24 protein-coding genes and 1 pseudogene are annotated in these 18,166 nt (G+C 30.6%); 18 read left to right on the top strand and 7 right to left on the bottom strand.

Translation table 11 applies throughout. The annotated features are described in order from the left end of the window. Positions 1-14 precede the first annotated feature (14 nt). The 5 genes from RIN63_RS08750 (at position 15) to RIN63_RS08730 (ending at position 4,282) form a co-directional block, all read left to right on the top strand. The gene (locus RIN63_RS08750; protein ID WP_310444343.1) at positions 15-722 is read left to right on the top strand and encodes a LiaF transmembrane domain-containing protein; all 708 of its coding nucleotides are present in this window, start codon (positions 15-17) and stop codon (positions 720-722) included. 191 nt (positions 723-913) lie between these two features. Then, positions 914-1,276: a GntR family transcriptional regulator gene (locus tag RIN63_RS08745; protein ID WP_310444342.1), complete on the top strand. Its 363-nt coding sequence runs from the start codon at positions 914-916 to the stop codon at positions 1,274-1,276. Beyond that, positions 1,276-1,974 (top strand): ABC transporter ATP-binding protein, encoded by a 699-nt coding sequence (locus tag RIN63_RS08740; protein ID WP_310444341.1) that lies wholly within the window; start codon positions 1,276-1,278, stop codon positions 1,972-1,974. The genes RIN63_RS08745 and RIN63_RS08740 overlap by 1 nt, the downstream gene beginning before the upstream one ends. A 10-nt stretch (positions 1,975-1,984) precedes the next feature. Continuing rightward, positions 1,985-2,830, top strand: a complete 846-nt coding sequence (locus tag RIN63_RS08735) for a hypothetical protein (protein WP_310444340.1) — start codon at positions 1,985-1,987, stop codon at positions 2,828-2,830. 222 nt (positions 2,831-3,052) lie between these two features. Then, positions 3,053-4,282 carry a M48 family metallopeptidase gene (locus RIN63_RS08730; RefSeq protein ID WP_310444339.1) on the top strand — a complete coding sequence of 410 codons (1,230 nt, stop codon included), beginning with the start codon at positions 3,053-3,055 and terminating at the stop codon, positions 4,280-4,282. A gap of 27 nt (positions 4,283-4,309) precedes the next feature. On the opposite strand, the gene RIN63_RS08725 is transcribed toward RIN63_RS08730, so the two are convergent. From RIN63_RS08725 to RIN63_RS08700, 6 genes are all read right to left on the bottom strand, one after another. Further along, complete coding sequence (locus tag RIN63_RS08725; protein ID WP_310444338.1) at positions 4,310-4,546, bottom strand: hypothetical protein; 237 nt, start codon at positions 4,544-4,546, stop codon at positions 4,310-4,312. A gap of 76 nt (positions 4,547-4,622) precedes the next feature. Further along, on the bottom strand, positions 4,623-4,886 hold the full coding sequence (locus RIN63_RS08720; RefSeq protein ID WP_310444337.1) for a hypothetical protein: 264 nt from the start codon (positions 4,884-4,886) through the stop codon (positions 4,623-4,625). 15 nt (positions 4,887-4,901) lie between these two features. Then, on the bottom strand, positions 4,902-6,173 hold the full coding sequence (locus RIN63_RS08715; RefSeq protein ID WP_310444336.1) for a DNA polymerase IV: 1,272 nt from the start codon (positions 6,171-6,173) through the stop codon (positions 4,902-4,904). 74 nt (positions 6,174-6,247) lie between these two features. Next, entirely contained in the window at positions 6,248-6,460 is a 213-nt protein-coding gene (locus tag RIN63_RS08710; protein WP_310444335.1) for a DUF3787 domain-containing protein, read from the bottom strand. A 63-nt stretch (positions 6,461-6,523) separates the two neighbouring features. Beyond that, positions 6,524-7,450, bottom strand: coding sequence for a VanW family protein (locus RIN63_RS08705; protein WP_310444334.1), 927 nt, complete (start codon positions 7,448-7,450; stop codon positions 6,524-6,526). A 152-nt stretch (positions 7,451-7,602) separates the two neighbouring features. Then, the gene (locus RIN63_RS08700; RefSeq protein WP_310444333.1) at positions 7,603-8,025 is read right to left on the bottom strand and encodes a ferritin-like domain-containing protein; all 423 of its coding nucleotides are present in this window, start codon (positions 8,023-8,025) and stop codon (positions 7,603-7,605) included. A gap of 136 nt (positions 8,026-8,161) precedes the next feature. Between RIN63_RS08700 and RIN63_RS08695 the strand changes: the two genes are divergently transcribed. The 13 genes and pseudogenes from RIN63_RS08695 to RIN63_RS15385 form a co-directional block, all read left to right on the top strand. Further along, positions 8,162-8,629 carry an AI-2E family transporter gene (locus RIN63_RS08695; protein WP_310444332.1) on the top strand — a complete coding sequence of 156 codons (468 nt, stop codon included), beginning with the start codon at positions 8,162-8,164 and terminating at the stop codon, positions 8,627-8,629. Between the two features lie 45 nt (positions 8,630-8,674). Continuing rightward, positions 8,675-9,244: a flavodoxin family protein gene (locus RIN63_RS08690; protein WP_310444331.1), complete on the top strand. Its 570-nt coding sequence runs from the start codon at positions 8,675-8,677 to the stop codon at positions 9,242-9,244. A gap of 67 nt (positions 9,245-9,311) precedes the next feature. Continuing rightward, positions 9,312-10,220 carry an AraC family transcriptional regulator gene (locus RIN63_RS08685; RefSeq protein WP_310444330.1) on the top strand — a complete coding sequence of 303 codons (909 nt, stop codon included), beginning with the start codon at positions 9,312-9,314 and terminating at the stop codon, positions 10,218-10,220. 184 nt (positions 10,221-10,404) lie between these two features. Next, positions 10,405-10,893, top strand: a complete 489-nt coding sequence (locus RIN63_RS08680) for a GNAT family N-acetyltransferase (RefSeq protein WP_310444329.1) — start codon at positions 10,405-10,407, stop codon at positions 10,891-10,893. Between the two features lie 63 nt (positions 10,894-10,956). Then, positions 10,957-11,151: a DUF4177 domain-containing protein gene (locus RIN63_RS08675; RefSeq protein ID WP_310444328.1), complete on the top strand. Its 195-nt coding sequence runs from the start codon at positions 10,957-10,959 to the stop codon at positions 11,149-11,151. A gap of 74 nt (positions 11,152-11,225) precedes the next feature. Further along, positions 11,226-11,381: a hypothetical protein gene (locus RIN63_RS08670; protein ID WP_310444327.1), complete on the top strand. Its 156-nt coding sequence runs from the start codon at positions 11,226-11,228 to the stop codon at positions 11,379-11,381. A gap of 234 nt (positions 11,382-11,615) precedes the next feature. Next, positions 11,616-12,515: a hypothetical protein gene (locus tag RIN63_RS08665; RefSeq protein ID WP_310444326.1), complete on the top strand. Its 900-nt coding sequence runs from the start codon at positions 11,616-11,618 to the stop codon at positions 12,513-12,515. Positions 12,516-12,596: 81 nt separating this feature from the next. Further along, entirely contained in the window at positions 12,597-13,244 is a 648-nt protein-coding gene (locus RIN63_RS08660; protein ID WP_310444325.1) for an HD domain-containing protein, read from the top strand. A gap of 83 nt (positions 13,245-13,327) precedes the next feature. Continuing rightward, positions 13,328-13,864 carry a 2'-5' RNA ligase family protein gene (locus tag RIN63_RS08655; protein ID WP_310444324.1) on the top strand — a complete coding sequence of 179 codons (537 nt, stop codon included), beginning with the start codon at positions 13,328-13,330 and terminating at the stop codon, positions 13,862-13,864. A 10-nt stretch (positions 13,865-13,874) separates the two neighbouring features. Continuing rightward, positions 13,875-14,648: an APH(3') family aminoglycoside O-phosphotransferase gene (locus tag RIN63_RS08650; RefSeq protein WP_310444323.1), complete on the top strand. Its 774-nt coding sequence runs from the start codon at positions 13,875-13,877 to the stop codon at positions 14,646-14,648. Then, positions 14,635-15,174 (top strand): NUDIX domain-containing protein, encoded by a 540-nt coding sequence (locus RIN63_RS08645; RefSeq protein ID WP_310444322.1) that lies wholly within the window; start codon positions 14,635-14,637, stop codon positions 15,172-15,174. The genes RIN63_RS08650 and RIN63_RS08645 overlap by 14 nt, the downstream gene beginning before the upstream one ends. Before the next feature lie 141 nt (positions 15,175-15,315). Further along, entirely contained in the window at positions 15,316-16,266 is a 951-nt protein-coding gene (locus RIN63_RS08640; protein ID WP_310444321.1) for a ribonuclease Z, read from the top strand. A gap of 132 nt (positions 16,267-16,398) precedes the next feature. Further along, positions 16,399-16,602: pseudogene (locus RIN63_RS15385) on the top strand (glutaredoxin); the annotation flags it as partial. A gap of 67 nt (positions 16,603-16,669) precedes the next feature. Here RIN63_RS15385 and RIN63_RS08630 read toward each other — a convergent pair. Continuing rightward, on the bottom strand, positions 16,670-17,956 hold the full coding sequence (locus tag RIN63_RS08630) for a sigma-70 family RNA polymerase sigma factor (RefSeq protein WP_310444319.1): 1,287 nt from the start codon (positions 17,954-17,956) through the stop codon (positions 16,670-16,672). Between the last annotated feature and the right edge of the window lie 210 nt (positions 17,957-18,166).

Below are 18,166 nucleotides of genomic sequence, written 5' to 3'. Positions count from 1 at the left end.
GGGGATTTGAGAAGATGAATGGTAAGTATTTCTGGGGTATTATATTGGTACTAATAGGTGGAGGTTTCTTGCTGGAGCAATTTGATATTATTACCTTTGGTGACATGTTTAGAGTATATTGGCCAAGTTTATTGATTTTGCTTGGCTTAGTAGGATTATTTGATAGGGGATCATCTAAGACTGGAAATTTAATTTTAATAGTAATTGGTGGTTTAATTCAAATTGATAAACTAGATTTGCTAGACATAAATGTTTATAAATTAATTTGGCCTATTATTTTAATATTAGTAGGACTAAGTGTTATCTTTTCAAAAAATGGTTTTGTTGAAGTAAGGACTAATTTTAATATGGATGGTTCAAAAGGCAAAAAAAAAATGAATAACATAACTTTAGAGGATACCATTGATGCATTTACCATGATGGGAGCAATTGAAACAAACAACCAATCACAAGAATTCAAAGGTGGAAAAGCAACTGTAGTAATGGGTGGAATAGACCTAGACTTAAGGGATGCAGTACTATATAACAATGAAGCTTTTTTAGAATTGAATGTAATAATGGGTGGAATAGAAATTTATGTACCTAGTGATTGGCGAGTTGAAGTTACTGGCGTACCACTGCTTGGAGCATGGGAGAACAAAGCAAGGAACAATACAGATCCTAACGCACCAATATTAAAAATCAAATGTTTCATTTTGATGGGTGGAATAGATGTAAATTAAGCCATATAATATATTAGCAAATTTAATAAATTAATTGAGGGCTAAAATGTGTATTTAAACAGGTTTTAGCTCTTTTGATTTTGATTATCTAAAATATTTTATAAAAAGTTAACAAATATCCTTGACAGACATATAATACTAGTGTACTATATAATTAATACACTAGAACAATAAGAATAGGGGTGAAAAATATGTTATTTAATGATAATCTACCAATTTATGTGCAAATCATGAATTTCATAAAGAAAAAAGTAATTTCAGGGGAATTAAAAGGGGGAGATAAAATGGCATCAGTCAGGGAATTATCTACAGAACTTAAAGTAAATCCAAATACAATTCAGAGATCATATCAAGAGCTAGAGAGAGAAAATTTAGTATTTACACAAAGAGGTATGGGGACTTTTGTAACAGAGGATGTGGAGATCATTAAAGATTTAAAGAAAACAATGGCTTCTACTATTGTAGGAAATTTTGTTGCAGAGATGAAATCATTAGGATTTAATCAGGATGAAATAGTAGATTTAATTAATCAAAAGGTAAAGGAGGATAAATAATGGAGAATATTATTGAAATCAAAGGTCTTACTAAATCCTATTTTAATAAAAAGGCATTGGATAATGTATCCTTGAATATAGCAAAAGGGAAAGTAGTAGGGATTTTAGGGCCTAATGGAAGTGGAAAAACCACTTTAATAAAGATTATTACAGGGATATTAAGAGAGACAAAAGGAGAAGTCTTAATAGATGGCAATAAACCGGGACCAATTACTAAATCAGTTATTTCCTATCTACCTGATAGAAACTTCCTGTATAATTGGATGAATATACAAGAGGCTATTAATTTTTATAAAGATTTTTACCAAGATTTTGATGAGAACAAGGCATATGACTTATTGAAGTTCATGAAATTAGATAGAAACATGAAAATAAGTTCTCTTTCCAAGGGAATGACAGAGAAACTTAACCTTACTCTAGTATTATCAAGGAAGGCGAAGGTATATGTATTAGATGAGCCAATAGCAGGAGTAGATCCAGTAGCTAGAGATCAGATACTTGATGCTATAATAAATAACTATAACGAAGATAGTACAATGCTTATCACTACTCATTTAGTACGGGACATGGAAAATATATTTGATGATGTAATCTTTTTAAGAGAAGGAGAAATCCACTCAACAGGAAACGCTGAGGCTTTAAGGGAAGAAAAATCCATGAAAATAGATGATCTTTACAAAGAAATATTCGGAGAATAGGAGGGATAAAATGAGAAAATATATGAAATACGAAATAAAGGGAAGTTACAAATTTATTCTAGGGATTTTATCTATCTTGATAATTGCTTCAACTATTATACAAATGAATGTATCTAAATTCGTTGAATTTGACAACATAAATACTCCACAGAATGTCACTGGATTTAAAGGACTTATGCTATTTGTATCTGTATTAGTTATCTTTGGAGCATTTTTAACAGCATTCTTTCATATAATAGGTTCATTTAAAAAAGAGTTATATGAGGATAGGGGCTATTTAACTTTTACACTACCGCTTACGGGAAATAAAATACTAGGAGCAAAGCTAATAGTAGCAATTATGTGGTTTGCAGTCTTAGGCATAGGAACATTTTTATTCAATATGCTATTGGCCATTATATTATATGGTTCAGAATGGCTTAATATAGTAAAACAAGCATTGGGTATGGTTAATTCTGTTTGGATATCAGTAGTATTAATATCGGGCTTGTCAGCAATAATGACCTTGATTTTAATCTATTTTTCAATGGCCTTGAGTCGTGTTAGTATTAGGAATAAGAAAATAGGTGGATTATGGTTTGTAATATTTTTAATTCTAAATGCGGTACTAAGCTATATTATATTAAAAATTAGTGGAGCAATTCCATATTTTATAAACTTAAGCAGCTTTGGTATTTCACATTACTATGAGTTAAGTATGCTACCAGATTTCGTAACAGGTGCAGAACAAATAATATTAATTGACAATAATTTCAATGGATATTTGAACATTGCTTCAGTACTAAGCCATGTTTTAGCTAGTGTAGGTGCATTTTTAAGTACAGGATATTTAATAGAAAAGAAAATAGATCTATAATTATTATATAGAGAAAATCAAAGGGGCAGGGGAATTATGGACCAGTAAAGATATTTTGGGAATCTTTACTGGTTTTTTGTTGTCTGAAGATTACAAAAATATATTTACTAATATAAGTATCCTCTTAGAATTATCTGTTATAATATAGATATTGTGATAATATTTTAAGACTTAATAGAATAGTATTATTAAGGGACAAAGTCTAATATGAGAGGTGACATTGTGGATAAAAAACTTAAACTTACGATCATTTTGTTTTTCGTTTTTTTAGTAGCATTTATTGCTATAGTAGTAGGTAGTGAATATATGAATATGAAAAAATTAAGAGTTGAATACCCGAACTTATCTGAGGAAGCTTATAGTTATAGGAAAGATAGCTTGAATATCTGGGCAATTAGATTGATTTTGCAATTCCTTATTCCTCTATTATTTTTAACTTCTAGGATATCATATAGGATAAGATTTAGTATTGAGAACAATAAGTCATTGTTTCTTACAGGATTATTGTACGGTGCTATATTTTTCACCATAATGTTTTTAATTAATCTTCCACTAAATTATTATAGTTCTTTTCATCTAGGTCATAAATACGGATTATCAAATCAGACTTTTAATAGGTGGCTTGAAGTTGCATTAAAGAGTTTTGTAATAAATGATTTAATTATATCTCTTTTTATATTTATTCCATTTTATATAATACAAAGAAGTCCAAGGATTTGGTGGCTGCAAATGTCAATATTAGCCATCCCTGTTATTGTATTTATGGTTTTTATTTCTCCCTTTATAATAGATCCCATATTTAACAAATATACATCAATAGAAGATGAGAAATTGGGGCAAGAGATTACACAACTTCTTCATAAGGCAGATATAGAAGATGCTAATATATATAAGGTCGATAAGAGTAAAGATACTAAGACTATGAATGCTTATATGACAGGGGTATTTCATTCAAAGAGGATAGTCCTATGGGACAACACAATCAATAATCTAGAAGAGGAAGAGGTACTTAGTATTACTGCCCATGAAATAGGCCATTATGTAGAGGGACATATTTGGAAGAGCATTTTATTAGGTGGATTAGGTACTTTAATTATATTGTTTTTAACATATATTACATCTAATTGGATACTAAATTCATCTAATGGATCTTTTGGCATTAGAAAGCTTGAGGATATAGCAGCACTTCCTTTATTGCTACTAGTATTAAACATTTATTCCTTTATTGGATCCCCAATTACAAATTATGCTTCTAGATATATGGAAATCGAAGCAGATGGTTATGAGATAATGCTCACAGAAGATAGAGAGTCAGCAGTATCTGCCATGGAAAAGTTATATAAGCAAAGTCTAGGATTACCTAGACCAAGTAATATATATAAAATATGGTATTATAGTCATCCTACATTAGAAGAACGAGTAGATTTTTATAAAAATTATCCCATAGAATAAATTAAAGTGATGGAAAAATCCATCACTTTAATTATGTCTAGTTGCCAAATCATTTAACAAATCTGATGTTAACTTGTTGATATCTTCCATCTGTTTATTGAGCTTATTAAACTTATCTGATAACTCCCTATCCTTTGTTCTCCCTAAATCATTTGCATTAAGTAACATACTAATGCTTGTAAAATGTTCCATATTAGAAAAGTTATTATCCTCTATTTTCTTTGCTTGATTTAATATTTCAGCAATAGCTCTTGGATTTTCCATACCATCATCCTTTCATATCTTTATAGGATTAGTATGGCATTAAATATAAAAATTATCACATTTTAATAAAAAACTATTACATTTTAAATAAAAACCATTTGCAAGTTCCAATTTCATATTTAAGCTCAAATAATTTTAGAGTATGGTTTATGACGGATTCACATCTATATAACACCATTCTGTTTCCAGCAATTTTTTCTTCTTCTTTAAATAATATTTTATTTACACTAATTACTATATTGGACATATTTTCATCCGTGAGCCTGTATCTTAAAGGAATTGGATATCCATCATTAGTAAACCAAGCAATCATCTCTATAGGTTTCATTAAAACTTTCATAAACTTACATCTCCCTTAAATTTTACTAGACATCATTGGATATTCTTCCTCCATTATAACTCCTCCTATGAGAGGATCGATTCCTGAATATAGAAAGCAGGATCGAAAGACAGACTCTTGGCCAAATTTTGCTCTAATTTTATCTATAGTTTTATCTAAAATCTCTTCCTTCTTATTAATACTTTTAAATAGAGAAAGTTGAAAAAAGTCATTATCTAAAAGGTTTGATATAGATAAAGAAATATGTCTCAAGGGATCTCCTTTCCAGAGTTCATCAAACAACTTTTTTGCAGTTCTATATATAGTATTTGTAGAGTCTGTAGGTATGTCTAATCTGGTTTGGTGTGAAGAATAAAAAAAATCATTGTTTTTTAGACTAATAGATACTACATATCCACATTGATTTATATTCCTTATTCGCATACCTACTTTTTCTGATAGGGCCAGTAAAACCATATGGGCTTCTTTCCTATTATCTACATCAAAGGATATGGTGGTGGAGTTCCCTACAGATTTCATAGGAAGGGGATTATTTCTTACTAAAGAATTATCTATTCCATTGGCATACTCCCAAATAAGAAGGCCAGGTTTCTTTAGCCAGGAGTGTATATAATCCCTATCCAGATTAGCTAATTCCCCAATAGTAAATATGCCTCGACCATTTAATTTTGCTCTAGTTTTGCCACCCACCATAAAAAGATCACCCACTGGCAAAGGCCACATTTTATCTTTAATTTCATATGGAAACAAACTATGTACCATATCTGGTTTTTTAAAATCAGAAGCCATTTTAGCTAGTAATTTATTAGAGCTAACTCCTATATTTACAGTAAAACCCAGTTCCTTCTTAAGCCTTTCTTTTATCTCATAGGTGGTATCAATCCAATGTTTTTTTCCATGGCTATAATCAAGAAAACATTCATCTATGGAATAACGCTGTATACTTGGTGAATATTCCTCTAGTATATTCTTCATGGCATCACTAGCTTTTATGTAAAGTTCATAATTGGGAGGAACCATAGTTAAATGAGGGCATTTTTGTAATGCGGAATGCACACTTTCACCAGTAATTATATTATATTTTTTAGCAGTAATAGATTTAGCCAATATTATACCGTGTCTTTTCTCTTGATTCCCACAAACAATAGATGGAATTTCTCTTAAGTCAATTTCTGCACCATGCTGTATCCTATAGGCAGCCTCCCAAGAAAGATATGCAGAATTAACATCTATATGAAATATTATTCTACCATTAATGAAAACTACCTCCTTTCCATATGCGAACATTTGTTTAGTATAATATTACCAGAACAGATGTTCATAGTCAAGGGTGAATTCAAAAAAAATAGCTCAATTAAGAGCTATTTTTTGTTTATATCGTCTACCCATTCCTTTGCTTCTATTACTGCATCATATGTTGGAATGGATACTTTGGAATGAGGTAATTTTTTTTCTGTTTTATAATATATATCTGTTGGAGAATATCCAAAGTCAGGATCTGTATCATTTTCATATGTTCCTTTTGCTGATTTATATTCTTTTCTAATGTTCAAACTTCTCTTATCTTCATTCATATAAATGCCTCCTTACTTATTTATACTTGATTTACTTATACCCATTAATTAATAAAGCATACATCAATTGCTTTCAATTATTCGAGGTAGTGGAGAATAGTGACTAGTGCCCATGTTTTTGATAATATAATGTTCATCATTGTAAAATATGGTAATAGTTGAATTAACTGTAGCTCCATCCATTCCATCTAGTACAGTTTTCATTTCACCAGAATTTAAACTTTCGTTTTTAATATATTTTACAGATGGTTTAACTACATTGGTAATTTCATGATTCCATGTTACCTTTGGTGGTTTCTCACTACCATAGAATCCCATATACAATCTATTGCCAATCATTTCAGACCAAATTAATATGGTATTGTCAGTAGTGTTTTTAAATCTGAAGTCTTTCACACCATAGGCAACAGTAGCATCTTGACCATAAGGGACATAATTAATTGGCATAGAATGATTATGTCTTTCTATAATTTCTAAATTAGATAATGCTGCTAGATTATAAAGAGTAGTGGCAATCTTACATACTCCACCGCCTTCAGTCATGATGATATTTCCACCTATATAAGATGCACCTTCTTTAAAACCTCTAAGCTTTGTATAAGGTCCTATGGCAATATTTTGAGAAAAGATATCAGATGATTTTATTATCTGACCTTTAGCCTTTTTACAAGCGAGACCAACATTGTATTCTTCTCCAGGCAAAGGATTTTTAAGAACTGAACAAAAGCCAGCAATGAGAAGAGGTGTATTGTTTTCTTCCTTAGCCTTTAAAAAATCACTATCATTTTTCCAAGGCATATTAGTTACTTCCCCAGAGATAGTAGGTATATCATAATTATTATCTCTTTTATTTAACTGATATTCTACATCCTTACTAATATTAATTCCATTGTCTTTTGATTTTAGATAATTTTTAACATTATTAGAATAAGCTTTTGATGATACTAAGACTAAACTAAGAGAGAAAATAGTATATTTTACTTTATCCATAAAAATCCTCCATTATATTGCTGAGATTTACTTCTTAGTAATATAGTTTCTTATTTATATGGATAAAATATTCTAATGCTTGCTGCCATTATTTGTAACAATAAAATTGTTATAAAAAAGCATATCAACTTGATATGCTTTTTTGATGAGAATTAAAGAGTATTGTACAAAGTGCTAAATCGAGTAGCATGTTCTAATTCTTCTACCATAGCATAGTAAAAGGTATCTCTTACAAATAGATCTGTAGTAGAAAGTTGTACATCTCTATAGAATGAAGCTGCGTCTAATTCATCCTTTAAAGCCATCAAGATTCCTTCTTTGTAATTTGGATATACTATAGGAGTGATGACATATTGAGGCATATAACCAGTAAGATAACAATAAAGTGTAGTGAATTTTTGTAAATGATTTAATTCATCCTCCATGGCATCGCGAATAAATTCCCTATGCAAATCATTTGGTGCTTCTTGCAATAATCTTCCATAGAATTCAGCTGCAGTTGCTTCATCCACAATGGCATCATATACAAGCTCAGTTATCTGAGGTATTCTATGACATCCTAATAATGGTAACATTTATTTTACCTCCTTAATTTATTAATTACAATATTTTATTCAGTTTAAGAAATAATGTGAGTGGATAGTCAGAAATATGATATAATTCCAAATAATGGTGTTATTTGGTTAGGATAGTTGGGAGGAGATAATATAAATGAATAACAAAAAAGATTTTTTAAAACAAATAATAAGTGATACTGGAATAGGTATTAAGGGCTATATGAAAGCTCAATTTAAACTTATGTTTATAACCTTTATAATCCTAAGCATAGGTCTAACGATAATAGCTGCCCCACATCCTATATTGATATCTGCAGGGATTTCAATATTAGATATTATTCCTGTTCTGGGAGCAGGTATTGTTATGATACCTTGGTCTATAATTAGCTTTATTGTAGGAAATAAAGATATGGGTGCAAATATAGCCATTATCTATGTTGTATTAGTTATCGTGAGACAATTTATAGAACCGAAGATTGTAGGTAAGGAAATTGGAGTTAGACCGCTTTATACTTTCATTGCAACAATATTAGGAGCCATGATATTAGGACCCATAGGAGTTATACTAGGGCCATTGATAGCCATAGTGATTAATTCAATTATAAAGATTAAGAAGAGATAATGTATTTTGGATTGTTTTAATAATCTTATCTAAGGGGGATGCATTATGGAAAAAAGATGGATGGCAATATTAGGTAGTCCAAGACGAGGAAAAAATACTGAGAGCATAATGGATTATTACATAGAGGAATTAGAAAAACAAAGAAGAAAAGTTGATAAAATTGTATTAAGTGAAATTGAGCAGAACATTTGCAATGGTTGTGAGTCTTGTATCAGAAATAAGAAATGTAAATATAATGATGATATGAGCTTAGTAATTGATAAAATTAAAACTGCGGAAGGAATAATTTTAGGTTCACCTTCTTACAACTATAATGTTACTCCATATATGAAAATATTTCTTGATAGACTTTTTTCACTATTTGATTTTGGAAGTGGTAGCTGGAGCAGTCAGTTAGACTCAAAGGGAATAAAATCCATTATAATTGGGACTTGTGCTGGCCCAGATTCCTTAAGTATGGGGTTTACAATTGAAGCAATGAAAAGAGTAATGCAAGACCACGGGGTTGAGATATTGATAGAGGAAGGATATTATGGAACAAGAAGACAACCAGTAGCAACTAATGAAGAGCTTAGAAATAATATTAAAGAAAAGATTAACCAGATACTATTATGACTTCTTAGCAAGCCAAGTCAAGAAAAACTTTTCTTAAAGTTGTATTCTCAACATAGGAGATGATAACATGGAGAGTTGGGAAAAAATAAACGCAGTTCAGCGTATGCAGGATTATATCGAAGAACACATAAATGAGCCAATTACTCTTTATGCATTAGCACAAGCTGCTGGTTATTCACCATGGCATTCTGGAAGAGTATTTAAGGAATTGATCGGAAAAACTCCTTTTGAGTATATTAGAAATCTCAGACTTTCAGAAGCTGCTGTAAAAATAAGAGACGAAAATATTAAAATTATTGATGTGGCTTTAGATTTTGCATTTGATTCTCATGAGGGATTTACAAGAGCATTTTCTAAGTACTTTGGTATGACTCCTAAATATTATTTCAAGAACACTCCCCCGGTAAAATTATTTATGCCAAATCGTATCCGTGACTATTATCTTACTTTACAAAGAGGAGAGGGTATTATGAAACAAAAACCTGATATTGGTACAGTGTTTGTTCAAGTAGTTGATAGACCAGCAAGAAAGTTGATATTAAAGAGAGGAATTAAAGCTACACATTACTTCGAATATTGTGAGGAAGTTGGGTGTGATGTATGGGGTATAATTTCCAGCATTAAAGAAGCCTTATATGAGCCTATAGGAATATGGTTACCTGAAAACATGCAGATACCTGGTACATCACTATATGCACAAGGCGTAGAAGTTCCTATGGATTATACAGGGGGAATACCTGAAGGCTTTGATATCATAGACTTGCTACCATGTAAGATGATGGTATTTCAAGGACAGCCTTATGACGATGATAAGTTTCAAGATGCCATAGGTGAACTATGGGAGGTAATGAAAATCTATAATCCAGAAATCTATGGATTTAGATGGGCTGATGAAGATGCACCGAGATTTCAGCTTATGCCTATGGGATATAGAGGATATATTGAAGCGAGACCCGTTAGGCAAGTAAATATATAACTATTGAAATTTATAGGAGTTAGATGGATAAGGCGGTCTAGGAACTGCCTTATTCTAATTAAAAGAATATTTGAATATACAAAAAGTATTTTGATTTATAGAAGGATTTTGACAAAATATGTAGAATTAAGTAATAGGAGATTTAGTATCTCTATATTAGTTGAAATTATTTGGGGGTGTTGTAATGACTAAAACTATTAACAAAGATTATTTTATTAAATCCATAGATAATGCAGAAATGAAATTAAACATTACTGATTTAATACTTAGGCAATTGCCTGAATGGTTTGGAATAGAGGAAGCTATTGTAGAATATGTTGACAAATCAAAAGAAATGATATTTTATGCAGCTTTTCATAATGATGAAGCAGTAGGGTTTTTAAGCCTAAAGATTAACAATGAATATACCTCTGAAATATATGCTATGGGTGTTTTGAAGGGATATCATAATAGAGGAATCGGCAGAGAATTAGTTGAAAGAGCAGCAAGCTATTCTCAAAAAAATGGCTATAAATTTTTAATGGTAAAAACCCTTGGAGAAAGTCATCCAGATAAGAACTATAGGAAAACTAGAGAATTTTATAACAAATCAGGATTTTATCCCTTAGAAGAAATTAAAGAAATCTGGGGAGAACAAAGCCCATGTTTATTGATGGTAAGAAGCCTCAAATGATTCATTAATATGACACAAGTAGTTAAAAGTAAAAAAGGGAGATAATGTATAGGGGGGAAAAAATTGGAGAGATGGGAATATAAGACTATTAAATTTGGATTGAAGGGATTTAGTGGAGGAATATTAGAAATAGAAGATTTTGATTATGAACTTAACAAACTAGGAGAACAAGGATGGGAGCTAGTATCCTGTTTTACAGCAAATGCGGCCCAAGGTTATAGTAGGGATGCAATAGCAGTATTTAAGAGAAAAAAGTAGAAAAATAATAAAAGACAGATAAATCATTATCTAAATTATTTTTTTAAACATAGAAAACTATACGAGGTGATAATATGAAAATCAAACCTTCAACTTCCTTGCGAAAGGAAATACTAGATTTAAGAGAAAAATTGCGTGATGCTGAAATAGATAAAATTAATGGAGCAAAAACCTATTCTATTGACGAAGCAAGTGAAATATTAAGAGGATTGATAGATGGATTATCCTAAAACATTCTCTAAAATGAAATAATTTTGATTTATACACATTAATTAATGATTATTGATTAGATACATTTATGTGACCTTTTACTAGGAATTTGGTAAAAAGTCATTTTTATATGATAAAAAGTTCTAAAAAAAGAAGGGATTCTACAAATTAAGTAGAATATATAAGTAGAACAATTTAAGGAGAGAAATCTTAGTATGAATTATTGAAGACTTAATAGAGAAAAGGGGATTTTGATGGTAGAGTATTTTATAGGAATGCATTGCAAATTTGATGATACAAAGTATAATAGAGATTTTTCATCGGAATTTTCAGGAATAGAATTTTGTAATTTCACTGATGAAAAAGAAGTACAAAGAATAGTTGAGATAGCTAAAAGAGATAATTTTAAAATAGGGGTGCATTTTCCCTTAAGAAAGACAAGCTATAAATATAGGGATCCATTATTATTATCACTTGATGAAAGTGAAGTTGTAGAAGCATTTATAGCTGTTGAAAATGAAATTAAATATGCATCAGAGATAGGGGCAGAATATTTGCTAATACATTTCCCTAAACCTATGGTAGTTAATGAAAAACTTAGCTGGGACAAATGTAATTTTTCTCATAAAAATGAAGTTATTAGTGAAGATTATTATGGTTTTGAAATATTTGCAGATAAATGTAAAGATACACTAAAAACACTATCTGAATTATCCAGAAGGTATAAAATTCAAATAGTATTGGAAATAGAGATGCTAAATAAGTATTTATATCAGGGTGACTTATTAAAAGATTTGTTAGAGGAGTATTCAGATATAAAGCTATGTTTAGATAGTGCAAGGATTCATGTTTTGAGTAAAATAGATAAAAGCTTTGACAAAAATGGATTTATAAAGGACATGGCTAAGTATACATATTTACTTCATATATCTAATATTAAGGTTATAGATATAATTGAGTATGGGCATTATCCCGCATTGATAGGTCTAAATACACAGGATGGATGGGGTAATATTGGAGAATTCTTAGAAATAATATCTTCCCAAAACAAAGATGTAAAGGTATTATTTGAGCACCGCTCAGAGATTCTAACTGAGAACGAATTAAGAGATTGCTATGATTGGATCATGAATTATTTTAAACCAGAAGAATAAACAATATGAGTAATAAAGCATAGGTATATTCTATGTTAGTTTATAAAAGATAGAAATAATAAGAAATTGAGGAGGTAAAAAATGGGGGACAACATAATCAAAACTATTGATTTTATAAAGGAACAATTTAATATGAGTGAGTATATGTCAAGAAATCCAAAAGACAAAAAATATAGACTGGAGCATACAATTCGTATAGCAAATATAGGAAAAGAAATTGCAATGAAAGAGAGCTTGAATGAAGAATCACTAATCATTGGCTGTCTTTTGCACGATATAAGCTATATAGATGAATTCCGTACAGAAAAAGATTGGCTAGATCATGGGAGAAACGCCGCTAAAATAGCAAGACCATTTCTAGAAACATTGGAACTAAGTAGTGGACAAGTAGATGAAATTTGTTATGGTATAGCTATCCATGTTGATGATGAATCAGATTTCACTGGTGAAAGAACAGCGCTGGCAAAAAGTATTGGAGATTGTGACAATATTGACAGATTTGATGCTTTTAGAATCTATGAAGGTTTAGAATATAAATCATTTTCAGGACTTAGCTATGAAGAGCAAATGGAATATGTAGCTGTAGTTCTAGAAAAGTTAAATAAGTACAAGGATATGGAATTAGCCACTAAAACTGGAACTGATATGTGGGTTGATAAAATTACATTTCAAACACAATTTTTTGAGAGATTAAGATCTCAGCTTGAATCAAGCTACAGTATCGTCTAGATATGTCCATAAAGTTTTGTGATGTAATACAAAATGAAACTTATATTAATATACAGATAGATTAAATTTGGGAGGGAGAGCTTATGCCATTTTCTATTGAATTGAACTTTGATGAGGAGAGCAGCCTGATTGTTAAAAACATGTGGAAAAAGCTAAAAGAAAGAGGTATATCAGATTATATGGATGAATTTGGAGAGTACCCGCATATTTCATTGGCTATAATTGATGATATTAACATTTCAGAGGTGGAAATGATAATTGAAAAGGTAGTTAAGGATGAAAGTGAGTTTAATATAAGGATGTCTAATCTAGGGAGTTTTCCATCAGACGAAGGGGTATTATTTATATCTCCAGACCCTTCAGATATATTAATAAACTTCCATAAAAAGTTACACAAACATATGGAAAATATCAAAGGACAATCAAAGTATTATTTACCTGAGTTTTGGCATCCTCATTGCACACTAGGAATGAATATTGCCAAGTCAAAAATGCCCGAGGCATTTGAAGTTGTCAAAGAAGATTTTAAGCCATTCGATGTAAAAATTGAAACTATTAAACTAATAGAATTCGATCCAGTAAAGGTAATAAAGTCATTTAGATTTCTAGATGTAGTTTAGGTGAAATGAAATGAATGCACAACAATTTCCAAAAGATTTGCAGATGCTCTTAGAAGGGATGACTTGTGAAGTGGACGATATTGGTCGTTCTACGGCTGGAGTATATAGATATTATAATAATAAGACATCCTATTATCTAAAGATTCAACCTGTTCTTCAGGGACTTCATAGAGAATTAAAAATTATGGAGTGGTTACAAGACAAACTACCAGTTCCTATAATAATATACTTTGACTCATATAATGGCTTCGATTATTTACTTATGACAGAAGTTAATGGAGAAATGCTCTGCTCAGAATATTGTCTTAACAATCCAGAAAAGACAGTTAAACTTTTAGCAGATGGAATAAAGATGCTAGAAACTATTTCAATTGAAAATTGCACATTTGATAATAGCCTTGAAATAAAATTAGAGGAGGCATTAGATAATATAAATAATAATCTCGTTGATATGTCTGATTGGGAGGAAAACAACAGATTTAATACTCCTATGGAGTTACTGGAATATTTAAGGATAAATAAGCCTAAAGAATTTACCCCTATATTTGCTCATGGAGATTATTGCCTTCCTAATATTATTGCCAAAGACAATAAAGTTAATGGTTTCATAGACTTAGGGAGAGGCGGAATAGCAGATATATATCAGGATATAGCTTTATGTGTTAGGTCATTGAAACATAATTATGATACAGATAAATATACAGATTTACTTTTTAAATACCTAGGTATAGAACCTAATTGGGAAAAAGTTGATTACTATATTCTTCTAGATGAGTTATTTTAATAAGAAAATTGTGGAGGAGTTTATTACTATGGAGATATGGGACATATTAGATGAAAATGGGAATCTAACAGGAAGAACCATTATGAGAGGAGAAGAATTAAAAGCAGATGAATATCATCTGGTAGTTCATATATGGATTGTTAATAGCAATGGGGAAATATTGATTCAAAAAAGACCAGAGCATTTAGAGTTCGCCCCTGGAGTATGGGCTACAACAGGAGGATCTGCTATTCAAGGTGAAGATAGTATTACGGCTGCCTGTAGAGAAACAAAAGAAGAATTAGGCATAGAAGTTAATTTAAATTCTATGTTAGAACCTCTAAGGCATAAACGCAAAAATGACTTAACTGATATTTGGGTTGTGAAACAAGACATTGAGCTAGAAGACATCACCTTACAGAAAGAAGAAGTAGATGATGTTAAATGGGTTAATGCAAAAGAATTAAGAGAAATGATATATGAGGGAAGCTTTTTTAGATATAGTGATGATTATTTTAAGCTACTTTCGCAGTATATACAGATATAATGATCTGGAAAATATAACTTAACAATATAGAAACCAAAACAAATATCTATACTTTGTTTTGGTTTTTTCTATTAATATATCTAACTTCACTCAATAAGGGTATAATAAAGCCAATATAACTAATTAAAAGGGATGATTTAATTGCTTAATATATCTTTATTAGGATCTGGTGGCGGGATGCCTATGCCTGATAGGTTTCTATCTTCTTTACTTATAAACTATAAAGGAAGGAAGATTCTTATAGACTGTGGAGAGGGTACGCAAGTAGCCATGAGAAAAATTAATAGTGGATTTAAATCCATTGATGTAATATGTATAACCCATTGTCATGGAGATCATATATTTGGTTTGCCAGGGCTTCTATCGACTATTGGGAATAGTGATAGAACTGAGCCTATTACAATAATAGGGCCAGCTGGTATAGCAGATGTAATAAATAGTATCATGGTAGCTCTTCCATATCTTCCTTATGATTTACATATAATAGAAAGTCCTGAAGGTTCACTAGGTCTTAGTATCGTATCAGGCATATTGGAGGTAAAAGAGGTGGAGGACTTTTCTAATGAAGAGATTATATTGTCTTCATTAGAACTTGAACATTCAGCACCATGTCTAGGATATAGTTTTTATTTACAAAGAAAGCCTAAGTTTTATCCAGAGAAGGCAGAACTAAATAAAGTACCAAAGGAAATATGGGGAAGACTACAAAATGGTGAAACTGTAACTCATGAAAATCAAGTATATGAACCTAGTATGGTATTAGGGGAAGAAAGAAGAGGTATAAAACTTAGCTACATAACTGATACAAGACCAATAGATGCAATACCAAGTTTTATTAATGAAAGTGATTTATTTGTATGTGAAGGAACTTATGGTGATAACGAAGACCTTGAAAAAGCCATAAAAAACAAGCATATGACTTTTGCTGAGGCTGCAGAGTTGGCATATAAAGGGAAAGTATGTGAACTATTGCTCACTCATTTTAGTACAGCAATGGATGAACCAGAATTATATAGTAACAATGCGAGGGACATATTTGTAAATACAATAATAGCTTATGATAGTTTAAGTAAAACCTTGGTTTTTAGATGACCTAATGTACTATTACTATGGAAAGATTAGCGCCAACAGTATATAATGAAGATATATATTGAAATTGGAGGGAATCAAATGAGAAAAATAATTGTATTTGGAAGTAAGCATTGATCAGGCTGTGAGCCAGCGAAAGAGTATCTTTCCGATCATGATATTAAGTTTGTATATTTAGATATTACAGAGAATATGTTAAATTTAAAGATGTTTTTAAAGTATAGAGATAACTATGATGAATTTAAAGAAGTCAGGGAAGCAGGAAGAGTAGGACTACCCTGTATAGTTGTAAATGGTGGCGAGCAAATTATTTTCGATTATAATGAATTAGAAATATAAAAGTTGATGTTTTACAGAGGCCACTGAAAAAGTTCTTTTTCAAGTGGCCTCTAGATTTTTCTAATTTCTAAGCAATTACATAATCAGGTAAGCAATTATACCAGTGAACATAAATATCCCCATTTAAAGTGATTCTATCAGAATAAGGAAACATTTCAGTCCAAAGCTTATCATAGCCCTTTCCATATCTCCAGTCAAACTTATTAAATCGTCTAAATAGAACTACTTTACCATCAGTATTAATATAATTTTCAACAATTTCTCCATGACTATTGAAATATACTTGCCTAACAGTATCATATTCTTTGCTTCCAATCTTAACTAGATATCTACCAACAATATCAGAATTATGAATATCTGTACTATCCTTATATAGTTCACCATTCTCATTACATTCAATGATTCCAGTTCTTTTTTGAAGTAGTTCTACACCACAATTATTTTCACCATATCCCCAAAAATTAAGGAAATCATCATCTAAAAATGTAGATATATTTTTTGAACCATTATGGTTATCTATAGCTGCTACAGTTTGCAAATGTGTATCTGTTAGTCTTTCAAACATTGTAAAGCCATATTTGCTTCCATCTTCGTTTACCATTTCTTCTTCTATTTCAACACATTCAATTCCATGGATAACAGCTTTTCCTATGACTTTTACATTAGTTTCACTTGTTTTCTTCATTCTTGGGCAATCATCAAAATCATAGGTGGCATAATGTGATTTTTCTTCTAATCGAGGGATGATAAAAAAACCTATATCCTGTTCGCATTTTACTTCAAATTCAGGTAAATTAGATTTAGCTATAATAATCTCAGGCATAATTTGTGGAAACTTTGATTCTTTCATTAAAAACTCTCCTTTCACATTTGGTGGATATGGATATATTTCTTTGAATTTTTGCCTAGCTTTAAATAATCTGCTTTTTACTGTGCCAACTGGGATATTAAGTATTGATGATATGCTTTTTTGATCAATTCCTCTAATATAGTGCATAACTAGGATTTTTTTATCTTCATCATTAAGGTTTTCAAGGGTATCATCTACAATTTCCTTAACAGTAATTCCAGTTTTTCCAGAGGAAATCTCATAGCTATAAAGCTCATCTATTGGCACTTCAAGAAGCTTAAGCTTTTTTCTATAATAATCCTTACACTTATTTGCAGCTATGGATAGCATCCAAGATTTAAACTTATCCTTAGATTCTAATTTATCCAAGGACTGATACCCAGTTATTAAAACCTCCTGCAATACATCTTCAGCATCGTATTTATTTGGCATCTTGTAATAAATAAAGCGTTCAATGGAATTTTTGTAATTACTTAACAACAAATTAAATTCATTATCATCCATATTCTCACCTCCATTCTCATATTAAAAGCGCTTTCACATCTATAGACGGAAAAAGATGAAGAAAGGTTCATTTTTTAAAAATATTATATCATAAAGAATTGTATGCCTTTTATACTTAATACTATTGGGGACTGTATAATAATTTTGAAAATTATGATAAAATGTATTTAACAAGTGATACAGTATAGTTAAAAAGTGTTGGATAAAGGG

Source organism: Tissierella sp. (assembly GCF_031460495.1).
In the GTDB taxonomy this organism is placed as follows: Bacteria; Bacillota; Clostridia; order Tissierellales; family Tissierellaceae; genus JAVKTS01.
This window is presented reverse-complemented; position numbering and strand designations above follow the sequence as displayed.